General features: G+C 70.7%; 11 protein-coding genes. 6 read left to right on the top strand and 5 right to left on the bottom strand.

Annotated features, from left to right (window positions below):
- Positions 1–48: 48 nt before the first annotated feature.
- Complete coding sequence (locus tag MRBLMX7_RS16575) at positions 49–411, bottom strand: LysM peptidoglycan-binding domain-containing protein (RefSeq protein ID WP_363370160.1); 363 nt, start codon at positions 409–411, stop codon at positions 49–51.
- 279 nt (positions 412–690) lie between these two features.
- On the opposite strand from MRBLMX7_RS16575, the gene lexA reads away from it, so the two are divergent.
- Both lexA and MRBLMX7_RS16565 read left to right on the top strand, forming a co-directional pair.
- A complete protein-coding gene (lexA, locus tag MRBLMX7_RS16570; protein ID WP_363370158.1) occupies positions 691–1,377 on the top strand; it encodes a transcriptional repressor LexA in 687 nt (228 codons plus the stop codon).
- Positions 1,378–1,515: 138 nt separating this feature from the next.
- The gene (locus MRBLMX7_RS16565; protein WP_363370156.1) at positions 1,516–3,399 is read left to right on the top strand and encodes a prolyl oligopeptidase family serine peptidase; all 1,884 of its coding nucleotides are present in this window, start codon (positions 1,516–1,518) and stop codon (positions 3,397–3,399) included.
- A 39-nt stretch (positions 3,400–3,438) separates the two neighbouring features.
- On the opposite strand, the gene smpB is transcribed toward MRBLMX7_RS16565, so the two are convergent.
- The 3 genes from smpB to ftsE form a co-directional block, all read right to left on the bottom strand.
- Complete coding sequence (gene smpB, locus MRBLMX7_RS16560) at positions 3,439–3,915, bottom strand: SsrA-binding protein SmpB (RefSeq protein ID WP_363370155.1); 477 nt, start codon at positions 3,913–3,915, stop codon at positions 3,439–3,441.
- An 85-nt stretch (positions 3,916–4,000) separates the two neighbouring features.
- Complete coding sequence (gene ftsX / locus MRBLMX7_RS16555; protein WP_050722831.1) at positions 4,001–4,915, bottom strand: permease-like cell division protein FtsX; 915 nt, start codon at positions 4,913–4,915, stop codon at positions 4,001–4,003.
- Positions 4,912–5,982: a cell division ATP-binding protein FtsE gene (ftsE, locus tag MRBLMX7_RS16550; RefSeq protein ID WP_363370152.1), complete on the bottom strand. Its 1,071-nt coding sequence runs from the start codon at positions 5,980–5,982 to the stop codon at positions 4,912–4,914. The genes ftsX and ftsE overlap by 4 nt, the downstream gene beginning before the upstream one ends.
- A 138-nt stretch (positions 5,983–6,120) precedes the next feature.
- Between ftsE and MRBLMX7_RS16545 the strand changes: the two genes are divergently transcribed.
- Together MRBLMX7_RS16545 and MRBLMX7_RS16540 are read left to right on the top strand one after the other, a co-directional pair.
- Positions 6,121–7,638 carry a DUF2510 domain-containing protein gene (locus tag MRBLMX7_RS16545; protein ID WP_363370150.1) on the top strand — a complete coding sequence of 506 codons (1,518 nt, stop codon included), beginning with the start codon at positions 6,121–6,123 and terminating at the stop codon, positions 7,636–7,638.
- A gap of 23 nt (positions 7,639–7,661) precedes the next feature.
- Positions 7,662–8,900, top strand: a complete 1,239-nt coding sequence (locus MRBLMX7_RS16540; RefSeq protein ID WP_363370148.1) for a septum formation family protein — start codon at positions 7,662–7,664, stop codon at positions 8,898–8,900.
- Positions 8,901–9,087: 187 nt separating this feature from the next.
- Here MRBLMX7_RS16540 and prfB read toward each other — a convergent pair whose 3' ends face one another.
- On the bottom strand, positions 9,088–10,197 hold the full coding sequence (prfB, locus tag MRBLMX7_RS16535) for a peptide chain release factor 2 (RefSeq protein WP_363370146.1): 1,110 nt from the start codon (positions 10,195–10,197) through the stop codon (positions 9,088–9,090).
- 108 nt (positions 10,198–10,305) lie between these two features.
- Here prfB and MRBLMX7_RS16530 point away from each other — a divergent pair, with 108 nt between their 5' ends.
- A complete protein-coding gene (locus tag MRBLMX7_RS16530) occupies positions 10,306–11,571 on the top strand; it encodes an MFS transporter (protein ID WP_363370974.1) in 1,266 nt (421 codons plus the stop codon).
- Entirely contained in the window at positions 11,568–12,119 is a 552-nt protein-coding gene (locus MRBLMX7_RS16525) for an NUDIX hydrolase (protein ID WP_363370144.1), read from the top strand. Before MRBLMX7_RS16530 ends, MRBLMX7_RS16525 begins: the two co-directional genes overlap by 4 nt.
- Positions 12,120–12,147: the final 28 nt, after the last annotated feature.

Raw genomic sequence — 12,147 nt, 5'->3', positions numbered from 1 at the left:
AGGCCGAGCGGGGCACGGCGCGTCACTCGGTGACGCCGAGTGAAGCACTCACTCCGAGTAGGCCGCGGGGATCGCGATCTCCTGACCGATCTGCAGCGCGCCGCCCTGCAGCGCGTTGAGCCGGGTGATGTCGCCGATGACCTCACGCGGGTCCGAACCCGGTGCGACGCTCTCGGCGATCGACCAGAGGGTGTCGCCGGGCATCACGGTCACGGTCTCGAAGGATGCCGTCGCGACGTCCTCGTTCGATGCGATCGCGCTCCCGCCGCTCAGCGCACCGAAGGCGATGCCCGCCGCGAGCGGCACAGCCGCGAGAGCGAGCACGACCCGACGACCGCGCGCCGTCAGCCGGATGCGAGTCGCCGGACGTGCCGGAAGGACTGCTGCGCTGCTGAAGGTGATGGTGCTCATCTCATGCTCCTCTGGGTGACCGCGGGGCGGTGAAGGTGGCGTAGCGTTCGCATCCGCGACTCGGCCGGGAGCCGAGGATGCGAAGCTACGTTCCGAAGTTATCTTCGAATTCGAACATCTGTCAAGACTTCTTCGAAATCCGGCCCCCGAGATAACCGACACGCTCGAACAGATATTCCCTATCGGCGCGTTTCTCGGATACGGTTTCGATACGAACACCCCACCACGGACCTCCGACATTCGAATCGAGACGCCGGATCCGCACCCCTGAGGAGAACCATGAGCGAGAACTCCGCCCCTGAAGCCGAGGCGCCGCGCACTCGTCGTCGGAAGAGCCTCAGCCCCAAGCAGATGGCCATCCTCGAGGTCATCCAGACCTCCATCAGCCGCTACGGCTACCCGCCGAGCATGCGCGAGATCGGCGACGCCGTCGGCCTCAAGTCGCTGTCGAGCGTGACCCACCAGCTCGGCCAACTCGAGCTCAGCGGCTACCTGCGCCGCGATCCCGGCAAGACACGGGCCATGGAAGTGCTGATCGACCTCCCCGGCACCGGCGCCGAGAACCCCGCCGACGTCGCGGCCCCCGTCGGCGACGCCGCGCTCGTCCCCCTGGTCGGCCGCATCGCCGCGGGTGTCCCGATCACCGCCGACCAGCAGGTCGAGGAGATCTTCCCGCTGCCGCGTCAGCTCGTCGGCAAGGGCGACCTGTTCATGCTGAAGGTCTCGGGCGAATCGATGATCGACGCTGCGATCTGCGACGGCGACTGGGTGGTCGTGCGATCCCAGGGCACCGCCGAGAACGGCGAGATCGTCGCCGCGATGCTCGACGGAGAAGCCACGGTCAAGGTGCTGCGACGCCGCGACGGTCACACGTGGCTGCTGCCGCGCAACTCCGCGTTCGAGCCGATCCTCGGCGACGAGGCCGTGATCCTCGGCAAGGTCGTAGCCGTCCTCCGCGCCGTCTGACACTGCGCCGCCTGACTGCGCGCCGTCTGATTCTGCGCTGTTCGCCGCCCGCGCCGCACCGCACGACCGCGCGCCGTCCCGCTCCCTCGACGCGCGCCGGAAGGCACCGCACGGCGCCCCGCGCTTAGGCTCGAAGGCATGACCGCACCTTACGGCTCCTGGTCCTCCCCCTTCTCCCCCGCGTCGATCGCCGCAGCCGCGCCGCGCATCGACGGTGCCCGCTTCGTCGGCGACGAGGTGTGGTGGGGAGAGTCCGTGCCGGCAGAGGGCGGCCGCGTCGCGGTGCGCAGCTCGACGGGCGCGGTGGTCCTGCCCGCTCCGTGGAACGCGCGGTCCCGTGTGCACGAGTACGGCGGTGGCGCCTGGACGGCCGACCACGACGGCACCCTGTACTTCGTCGACGCGGCCGACCAGCGTGTGCGCCGGATGCCGCGCGGCGGCGATCCCGTGCCGCTCACCCCGCCCGGGCCGGCTCACGGCGGACTGCGTCTGCAGCACGGGCGCCTGTTCGCGGTCCGTGAGAACCTGACGAGCGATCCGCACCGCCGCGGCATCGTGGAGATCCCACTGGACGGCTCGGCCGCGGACGACGAGCGCGCACTCACCGTGATCGTGGAGGGCGAGGGCTTCTACGCGCATCCCGCGCTCTCGCCCGACGGCTCCCGCCTCGCGTGGGTCGAGTGGCATGCTCCCCGGATGCCGTGGCAGTCGGCCGCACTCGTGATCGCGGACTGCGACCGGAGGATCGCACCTGCGACCCGAGCCGCCCTGCAGCCGGAGTGGACCGGCGACGACGAGCTCGTGTACGCCGACGATCCCTCCGGGCGCTGGGCGCTGCAGCGGCTCCGCCTCAGCGACGGCGACGGAGGCGACGGCGACGGAGGCGACGCACATGCCCGCCCCGTGTCGGCCGCCGGGATCGACGCCGACACCGGCTACGGGCTCTGGGTTCTCGGCAACAGGTGGTTCCAGCCTCTCGACGACGGCCGCATCTTGGCGGTGCGCACGAACGGTCGCGACGACGTGGTGGTCGTCTCACCGGACGGCAGCGCACGCCCGCTGACCCTCGCGGCCGACGGTCACGTCAGCGTCGACGACGTCTCGGGCTCCCGCGTGCTGCTGTCCGGCAGCAGCTCGACGTCGGCACCCGGTGTGTGGGCGGTCGACGTCGACTCGGGCGCGGTCGAACGCGTCGCCGGAGGGACGCCAGCGGATCCTGCGTGGATGCCCACGGCATCCGTCCTGCTCGTCGACGGCCCGCACGGCCCCGTGCACGCGTTCGCCTACGCCCCGCGGAACCCCGAGCACACCGCGCCGTACGGCGAGCTCCCGCCGTACGTCGTCTTCGTGCACGGCGGTCCTACGGCGCATGTCACCGGGGCGTCCTCCGCCGCCGTCGCGTTCTACACCAGCCGCGGCATCGGCGTGCTCGACGTCAACTACGGCGGATCGACGGGCTACGGCCGTGCGTACCGCGAGAGGCTCGACGGCCAGTGGGGCGTGGTCGACGTCGACGACGTGATCGCGGCCGCGCGCGGCCTGGCGGATGCCGGGCTGGCCGACCCGGCGCGCATCGCGATCCGCGGCGGTTCGGCGGGTGGGTGGACGGTGCTGTCTGCGCTCGTGCGGGGCGGCACGTTCGCCGCCGGGATCAGCCGCTACGGCGTCGCGGATCTCCGGATGCTGGTCGAGCACTCGCACGACTTCGAGGCGCACTACATCGAGGGCCTGGTGGGTCCGCTCCCCGAGGCCGAGCAGCTGTACGTCGACCGGTCGCCGCTCACGCACGCCGACCGCATCGACGTGCCGGTGCTCCTGATGCAGGGCGGAGAGGATCGCGTGGTGCCTCCCGCCCAGTCCGAGGCGATCCGCGACGCGCTGCGGTCGCGGGGCGTGGAGCACGAGTACGTGGCGTACCCGACGGAAGGGCACGGCTTCCGGGCGGCGGAGACGATCGTCGACGCGCTCGAGCGCGAGCTGGCGTTCCTCGGCCGCGTGTTCGGTTTCACACCCGCGCCCTGAGGGCTGTGCCGTCACCGGCGTCGGATCAGCGGGCGACGGTCAGTCGCCGACGCGGTTGCGCAGGCGCATGGCGCGCTCGGCCTCGCGGGTGTCCTGACGCTCGCGCAGGGTCTGGCGCTTGTCATACTCGCGCTTGCCCTTCGCCAAGGCGATCTCGACCTTCGCCCGGCCGTCCGAGAAGTACAGCTTGAGCGGGATCAGGGTGTACCCGCCTGCCGAGACGGCGTGAGCGAGCTTGGCGATCTCCTCGCGGTGCAGCAGCAGCTTGCGGATGCGCTTGGCCGAGTGGTTCGTCCAGTGCCCCTGCGAGTACTCGGGGATGTGCACGGCATCCAGGAACACCTCATTGCCTTTGACGAACGCGTAGCCGTCGCTGAGGTTGGCGCGTCCCTGACGCAATGACTTCACCTCGGTGCCGGTGAGCACCATCCCCGCCTCGTACGACTTCTCGATGTTGTAATCGTGACGTGCGCGACGATTGGTCGCGATGACCTTCTCCCCGCGTTCCCTGGGCATGATTCTCTCCTGATCCGTGCCGTGGCATCGTGCGGTGCCCGGTGGCGGGCGCACGGCAGCCTGTCAGTCTATACCGCGGAGCGGGTCAGGTGCGAAGCCACCGGCGGATAGCGAACCCGGCCGAGAGCGCGGCCAGCACCACGCCGATGCCGATCAGGACGGGAACGACGAGCGCGGCATCCTGCATCGTGATCCAGGTCGTGATGAACGGCACACGTCCGCGGAGATAGCCGTTGACGCCGAAGTGCACCCCGGCGACGACCGCGGCGCTCGCGAGGACCGACCCGAGGAACGCCGCGAACACGCCCTCCAGCACGAACGGGGTCTGGATGAAGCGGTTCGACGCCCCGACCAGTCGCATGATGCCGATCTCCTTGCGACGCGCATACGCCGACAATCGGATCGTCGTGCCGATCAGCAGGATCGCGGCGATGAGCATCAGCACGGCGATGCCCACTGCGATGTACGTCGCGACCGTGAGCGCCGAGAACAGGGGTTCCAGGTACTGCAGCTGGTCCTGAACCTGCTCGACCCCGGCGACGCCGTTGAACGCCTCGGAGATCACCTGCGACTGCCCCGGGTCCTTCATCGTGACGAAGAAGACCTCGAACGCCTGGTCCGGGGTGATCACGCTCGCCTGCTCCTCGCCGAGCTGCGCGACGAGCTTGGCGTAGGTGTCCTCCTTGGTGTCGAAGGTCACCTCGCTGATGAGCGGTGAGAGGGCCTCTCCGTCGAGCTGGTCGCGCACGGCGTTCACCTGATCCTCGGTGGCGCCGCCGTCGACGCAGGTCGGCGACTCGGAGATCGTCGAGCACATGTACACCGCCACCTGGGCCCGCTCGGTCCAGTACCCGCGCATGGTGCCGATCTGCGACTGCATGAGGATCGCGGCCCCGACGAATGTGAGCGACACGAAGGTCACGAGCACGACGGAGATGACCATCGAGATGTTGCGACGGAGGCCGCCGAGGGCTTCCGCCAGGATGAGTCCGATTCTCATGAGGTCGGGCCCACCTCCTCGGCGCCGTCGTCGGACAGGCCCAGTCGGTCTGCGACCCCCACCTCAGCCACGTCGACCTGCGGCAGGACGATCGGATGCGTGCGCGGTCCGACCGCCGCCGGCTTCGCCTCGGGAGTCGTCTCCGGCTGCAGGTCGGTCTGCGGTTCGATGGGCACCGCTTGGGCCTCGGGGATCTCGGATGCCGTGGGCACGGCGTCAGGGGCGGTCGATGCCGCCCTGCGCTGCGCACTCAGCTCCTCCGCGAGCGCTGCGCGCACGACCGAGAGGTCGGCGGTCTGGCGCTGCACCTCCTGCACCGCGGTGAGCGCGGCGGCGGCGGCAGCGCCACGGACCTCCTCGGGTACGAGGCGCGGGATGTTGGACGTGTCGCCGTAGCCGCCGTGGACCTCGTCGCGCACCATCTCGCCGTCGCGGAGCTCGATCACGCGGCGCTGCATCTGGTCGACGAACGCCGCCTCATGCGTGGCCATGAGCACGGTCGTGCCGCCGGCGTTGATCCGTGCGAGCAGCTGCATGATGTCGACGGAGGTCGCGGGGTCGAGGTTTCCGGTCGGCTCGTCGGCGAGCAGGACCTGAGGACGGTTGACGAGCGCGCGGGCGATCGCCACACGCTGCTGCTCGCCACCGGACAGCTCGTGCGGCATCCGCTTCTGCTTGCCGTCGAGGCCGACGAGCGCGAGCGCCTCCGGCACCGCCTGCTGGATGAACCCGCGTGACGATCCGGTCACCTGCAGGGTGAACGCGACGTTCTGATACACGGTCTTCGAGGGCAGCAGGCGGAAGTCCTGGAACACCGAGCCGATGTGCCGCCGGAAGTAGGGGACCTTGCGGTTCGCCAGCGACCGCAGGTCGCGGCCGAGCACGGCGATGCGACCCGTCGTGGGGACGTCCTCACGCAGAATGAGTCGCAGACACGACGATTTACCCGACCCCGAGGCGCCGACGAGAAAGACGAACTCTCCGCGCTGGACTTCGAAGTCGACGCCGGACAGGGCGGGTCTGGTGGTCCCGCGGTAGCGTTTCGTGACGTTCTCGAACCGAATCATGGCGCTTCGAGCCTAAGCGCGTCGGATGATCTGCCCGCGAGCGACACCCCGCAGGCCTCCTCTGCGTCGGAGGGCACTGCTATACATGGAGGTGTCGATCCGCGGTCAGCGCGGACGAAGACTTCCGAGGGGACCATCATGACGACGCCCGCAGGCTGGTACGACGACGGATCCGGCAGGCAGCGCTGGTGGGACGGCACCCAGTGGACCGAGCACTTCGCCCCGGTCGCCCCGGCGGACGTGACCGCCGCCGACACCACGCCCGCCGCCGTGGAGACGGAGGCGACGCTCGGATCGGTCGCCGCCGTCGAGACGTCGTGGTCCGAGGCTCCGTCCACGGAGACCGCCCCCGCAGATGCGGGATCGGCGGATGCCGGGGCGACGGATGCCGGGGTGACGGATCCCGGGCCTGTGGATGCCGGTTCGGGTGTGGATACCCCGACCACGGACGCGGTCGGCACCGCCGCTGAGCCCGTCGACGCCGAGCCCGTTGCGAGTGCCCCCGCTGCCGCTGACCCCGCGGCCCCGGTCGACGGCGCCGAGCCCGAGAGTCCCGCACTCGACACCGCAGTCCCGACGGACGCGAGCGAACCGGTCACGGCCCCCGAGGCGGCGCCGTCCTGGTCCGCACCGGCGACCCCCGAGGCCCCGTCCTGGGACGCCCAGCCGACCACGCCGTTCACGGCCCCTGGCACCAGCGGGCCCTCCACGCCACTCGATCCCGCCGTGCCTCCGTACGGCAATCCGGCCCCGACCTACCCCGGAGCCGGCGTCGCGTACCCCGGCGCTGTGCCCGCTCCACAGCCGCCTACCTATCCCGGGGCGGCTCAGGCCTACTCCGGTGCCGGCTCTGCGCCCGGTGGCCCGGGATACCCGATCGGCGGCTATCCCGGCGGTTACGGTGGGGCTCCCGCGGCCCCCGCGCGCCCCTCAGTGCTCGGACTCGTCGGTCTCGGCCTCGCCGTACTGGGCACGATCCTGGCCTTCATCCCGTTCCTCAACATCATCGGCTTCGTGCTGCTCGGGGTGGGCTTCATCGCCTCGCTCATCTCGCTCTTCCTGAAGGGCCGGAAGTGGCCCGGCATCACGGGGCTCATCCTGTCGGTCGTCGGCACGATCATCGGTGTCGTCGTGGCCATCGTGTTCTTCGTGGCGACGGTCGCGTCCGAGGTCACCCGTGACTTCCCGACCTCGCCTCCGTCCAGCGACAGCGACACCGGCACCGACGGCGACTCCGACGGCGGCTTCGGGACGCCCGAGGTCGTCGAGGGCACGATGGGCGAAGCCATCACCGTGACCCAGCTCTCCGGATCGGGTGAGGTCACCGTGAACTCCGCCACATGGGCGACGTCCGACGGCTCGAGCATCCCCGCGACCAACGGCGGCTTCGTGATCCTCGACATCACGTGGGACGGGGTCTCCGGCACCAGCTACGTCAACCCGATCTACTTCGGCATCGAGACCGCCGAGGGCGTCGAGGGAACGTACGACTTCTTCGCCGACGGCCAGATCGGCAGCGAGGAGCTCGCTGCCGGGCAGTCGGTCAACGGCAAGGTGACCTTCGACGTCGCCCAGAGCGGCTCGTACACCGTCATCGTGACGGACGAGCTGCTGCAGGAAGTCGCCCGCATCTCGGTCACCGCGACCGCCGGTTGAGCGCGAAGGACGAGGACGACGGCATGACGATCCCTGCCGGATGGTACGACGACGGCTCCGGACGGCGACGCTGGTGGGACGGCTCCGCGTGGACGCAGCACACGCTCGCCGCGCCCGCGACACCGACGACGCCTGCCGCGCCCGCGACGCCCGCCGCCGAGGCTGATGCAGCCGCGGTCGCCGCACAGCACCCCGCGAGCGCGGAGAACGACGATTCCACCGAGGCATCGGCTGCGGGAGCGCCCGCAGATGCCGCGGCGACCGTGCCGCTCGACGACGCGGCGGTCGACAGCACACCGACCAGCGGCCCGGCGACCGACAGTACGCCCGTCGACAGCACGCACCCCGTCGGCTCTCCCACCGTCGGCGCTCCTGCTCCGCCGCAGGATGCCGCGACGAACGCCGCCTTCATTCCGCCGTGGGCGCTGCCGGGCGCGGCCTCGGCGGAGCAGCCCACCGTGCCGGTCAGCGCCGCCCCCGGGTACCCCGGCTCCGTCTCCCAGCCTGGCTGGGGCGCGCCGAACACCTACCCCGGCGCCGCACAGCCCGCCTGGGGTGCACCCGCCGCAGCGGCTCCGCCGCGCCGGTTCCCGATCCTCGGGGTGATCGCCCTCGGGCTCGCCGTCCTCGGGGCCGTGCTGTCGTGCGTGCCCGCGATCGCGGTCGTGGGTTGGGCGATGCTCGGTCTCGCCTTCGTGCTCGGCATCGTGTCGCTGTTCTTCCGCGCGCCCAAGTGGCCGGGTATCGCCGGCATGGGCGCGAGTGTGCTGGGGTCGTTCCTCGCCGTCGCGGTCGTGCTCATCTCGTTCGGTTCCACAGGCACCTCGCCCGAGACCGGCGGAACACCGATCGCTCCTCCGACGACAGCACCGAGCGACGGCCCCACGGTGCCCGACGACGCGGAGCAGGTCGGCTGGGCCGACCTCGAGGTCGGCCAGTGCATCCCCTACGTCGACTGGGAAGAGGACGTCTACTACGTGCCCGTCGTCTCCTGCGACGAACCGCACACCGACGAGGTGTACCTCACGTTCGACATCGACGACGGCGACTTCCCGGGCGACGAGGAAATCAGCCGGATCGCCGACGAGCGCTGCATCGCCGAGTTCGAGACCTTCGTCGGCCATGCATACGCCGATTCGGTCCTCGACTTCTACTGGTCGGTGCCGACGCAGCGCACGTGGCGGATGGGTGACCGCGAGGTCGTGTGCATCGTGTACAGCTACGAGGACGTCACGGGCACCCTGCAGGGCGCGGCTCGCTGACGACCGCCTGCCGGGCCGCCGGGCGCCGCTCGGCCGCCCGGCCCCGGCACTGGCACCGGGCCGAGCTCAGCGCCCGGTGAGTCGACCGCAAGGGCGGGAGTCGACCGCAAGGCCGGGAGCCGACCGCAAGGGCGGTCCGCAAGCGCTACGTCGCATGAGCGACGACGCCGGCGTCAGCCGCGGAGGATCAGTCCTCGTCCTTGCGCTTGCGCCAGCGGATGCCGGCCGAGATGAACCCGTCGAGGTCGCCGTCGAACACCGCGGCCGGGTTCCCCGACTCGTGGCCGGTGCGCAGGTCCTTGACGAGCTGCTGCCCGTAGAGGAAGTACGACCGCATCTGGTCACCCCAGCTCGCGGTGATGTTTCCCGCGAGCTCCTTCTTCTTCGCCGCTTCCTCTTCCTTCTGCAGCAGCAGGAGGCGGGTCTGCAGCACGCGCATGGCGGCGGCGCGGTTCTGGATCTGCGACTTCTCGTTCTGCATCGAGACGACGATGCCGGTCGGGAGGTGCGTGATGCGCACGGCGGAGTCGGTCGTGTTGACGGACTGCCCGCCGGGGCCGGACGAGCGGAACACGTCGACGCGGATGTCGCCCTCGGGGATGTCGACCTCGGTCGCCTCCTCCATGAGGGGGATGACCTCGACCGCGGCGAACGAGGTCTGGCGCTTGTCGGCGGAGCCGAACGGGCTGATGCGCGCGAGGCGGTGCGTGCCGGCCTCGACCGACAGGGTGCCGAAGGCGTAGGGGGCGTCGATCTCGAAGGTCGTCGACTTGATGCCCGCGCCTTCCGCGTAGGACGTGTCCATGACCTTGACCGGGTACTTGTGCTGCTCGGCGTAGCGCAGGTACATGCGCATGAGCATCTCGGCGAAGTCGGTGGCGTCGTCGCCGCCGGCGCCGGAGCGGATCGTGATGATCGCGGCGCGCTCGTCGTACTCGCCGTCGAGCAGCGTCTGCACCTCGAGCTGGTTGATCACGTCGGTGAGCGCGGCGAGCTCGTTGCGGGCCTCGATCGCCGAGTCCTCGTCGCCCATCTCGTTCGCGAGTTCGACGAGCACCTCGAGGTCGTCGAGGCGACGGCCGATCCCCTCCACGCGGGCGAGAGCCGACTGGGCGTGGCTGAGGGCGCTGGTCACCTTCTGAGCGCGCTCGGTGTCGTCCCAGAGATCCGGCGCGCCGGCTTCCTCGCTGAGTCGGGCGATGTCGGAGCGGAGCGCATCGACATCGACGACCTCGCGGATGTCACCGTAGGTGACGCGGAGGGCCTGGATGTCGGCGGAGAGGTCGAGTTCGAGCATGGCTCACCCAGCCTAACGTGCCGCCTGCCCGGGCGGGGACGCGCCGCGAACGGGAGTAGCGTGAAGGGAGTGAGCGGCGCATCCACGGTTCTGAGACGTTTCGGGCCCATGGTGTACCTGCCGACCGTGCTGTTCTCGCTCGGCGAGGGTGCGGTCATCCCCCTGATCCCGGTGATCGCCGCGTCGATGGGCGCCGATGTCGCGTTCGCCGCCCTGGTGGCCTCGGCGCTGGTCGTGGGCCAGCTGTGCGGCAACCTCCCCGCGGGGTGGGCCGTCTCGCGCATCGGCGAGCGGTTCACGATGGTCATCGCGGGAGTTGTCGCGATCGGGGCCGGTGTCGGCATGGTGTTCGCCCCGTCGCCCGCGATCCTTGCGGCATCCGTGTTCCTGCTGGGTTTCTGCGCCGCCGCGTTCGGGCTCGCGCGGCACGCGTTCATGACGACGCGCGTGCCGATCGCGTTCCGCGCACGGGCGCTGTCGCTGCTGGGCGGAAGCTTCCGGCTCGGCATCTTCATCGGCCCGTTCGTCGCGGCGGGACTGCTGCAGCTGTTCGGGACCGAGGCCGCGGCGATCTGGTTCTTCCTCGCATGCCTGATCGTGATGGTCGTGCTGGTGCTGTTCGGCCCCGACCCCGAGAAGACGATCCCGCCCACGACGTCCGTGCGCACGGCTCCCCTGGCGGAAGACACCGGCGAGGCCGTGAGCGGGGCGATCGCCACGGCTCCGCCCACCGGGATCTTCCGCACCATGTGGCAGCAGCGCTCCGTGCTGGGGCGTCTCGGCCTCGCCGCGGCATCCCTCTCGGCCGTCCGCTCGGCCCGACAGGTGGTGCTGCCGCTGTGGGGGCTCTCGCTCGGACTCGACGCCTCGACCATCGCGCTCGTCGTCGGCATCTCGGGCGCGATCGACTTCGCCTTGTTCTACGCGAGCGGTCAGGTCATGGACCGCTTCGGGCGGCTGTGGGCGGCGATGCCCGCGATGGTGCTGATGGGCGCGGGGTTCCTCGCGCTGTCGTTCACGCACGACGGGGATGCCGCGGTGCTGTGGTTCGGCATGTTCGCGGCCGTGCTCGGGGTGGGGAACGGCCTGTCCAGCGGCATCCTGCTCACCCTCGGTGCCGATGTCGCGCCGAAACGGGAACCGGCGGCGTTCCTGGGATCGTGGCGGACGCTGACAGATGCCGGTGGCGCGGTGGCCCCGCTGCTCGTGTCTGGCATCACGGCGGTGGCGTCGCTGCCGATCGCTGCGGCGGTGATCGGCGTGATCGGCCTCGTCGGGGCCGGCGGCTTCGTGCGGTGGATTCCGCGGTTCGTGCCGCGCGCGAAGAATCCGGGGCCTGTGGAGGATAGCGGACCCACGGAGGATGCCGAATGAGCGTGCTCGGCGCGGACGTCCGCAGGCTCATCGCGGGGTTCCCCGTGGTGTCCGATCATGATCGCGCCGTCCAGGCGGATTTCGCCTCCTTCTTCGCCGACGATGACGGTCCGGTCGCCCGCGACGACGGCCCGCACCATGCGACGGCCTCCGCCTTCGTGTTCGATCCGTCGCTCACGCGCATCCTGCTGGTGTTCCACGGCAAAGGGCGATTCTGGGTGCAGCCGGGCGGTCACCTCGAGTCCGACGATCGGTCGATCGCCGATGCCGCGCTGCGCGAGCTCGCCGAGGAGACGGGTGTCGCACCGGCGGCGCTCGAGGAGCCGTACGTCTACGACCTCGACCACCACGCGCTGTCCGCGGCCTTCGGCCGCTGCGCCTCGCACCTCGACATCGGTGTCGCGCTGACCCTCGCCGCCGACGCCGCGCTGGTGGTGAGCGAAGAGTCCGAGGACGTCCGCTGGTGGCCGCTCGACGCGTTGCCGGACGAAGTGCCTCCGCAGTTCCACCGGCGGGTCGCGCAGGTTCTCTCGCGATTCGCGCGCTGACGTCGCGGGTCGCGGCGGCCCCCTAGCC

The sequence above is a fragment of the Microbacterium sp. LMX7-1.2 genome, assembly GCF_040675935.1.
Lineage (GTDB): Bacteria > Actinomycetota > Actinomycetes > Actinomycetales > Microbacteriaceae > Microbacterium.
This window is presented reverse-complemented; position numbering and strand designations above follow the sequence as displayed.

Bases quoted from the DNA above. Each gene is read 5' to 3' on its own strand.
- MRBLMX7_RS16575 (WP_363370160.1), bottom strand. From the start codon at position 411: ATGAGCACCATCACCTTCAGCAGCGCAGCAGTCCTTCCGGCACGTCCG.
- lexA (WP_363370158.1), top strand. From the start codon at position 691: ATGAGCGAGAACTCCGCCCCTGAAGCCGAGGCGCCGCGCACTCGTCGT.
- MRBLMX7_RS16565 (WP_363370156.1), top strand. From the start codon at position 1,516: ATGACCGCACCTTACGGCTCCTGGTCCTCCCCCTTCTCCCCCGCGTCG.
- smpB (WP_363370155.1), bottom strand. From the start codon at position 3,915: ATGCCCAGGGAACGCGGGGAGAAGGTCATCGCGACCAATCGTCGCGCA.
- ftsX (WP_050722831.1), bottom strand. From the start codon at position 4,915: ATGAGAATCGGACTCATCCTGGCGGAAGCCCTCGGCGGCCTCCGTCGC.
- ftsE (WP_363370152.1), bottom strand. From the start codon at position 5,982: ATGATTCGGTTCGAGAACGTCACGAAACGCTACCGCGGGACCACCAGA.
- MRBLMX7_RS16545 (WP_363370150.1), top strand. From the start codon at position 6,121: ATGACGACGCCCGCAGGCTGGTACGACGACGGATCCGGCAGGCAGCGC.
- MRBLMX7_RS16540 (WP_363370148.1), top strand. From the start codon at position 7,662: ATGACGATCCCTGCCGGATGGTACGACGACGGCTCCGGACGGCGACGC.
- prfB (WP_363370146.1), bottom strand. From the start codon at position 10,197: ATGCTCGAACTCGACCTCTCCGCCGACATCCAGGCCCTCCGCGTCACC.
- MRBLMX7_RS16530 (WP_363370974.1), top strand. From the start codon at position 10,306: ATGGTGTACCTGCCGACCGTGCTGTTCTCGCTCGGCGAGGGTGCGGTC.
- MRBLMX7_RS16525 (WP_363370144.1), top strand. From the start codon at position 11,568: ATGAGCGTGCTCGGCGCGGACGTCCGCAGGCTCATCGCGGGGTTCCCC.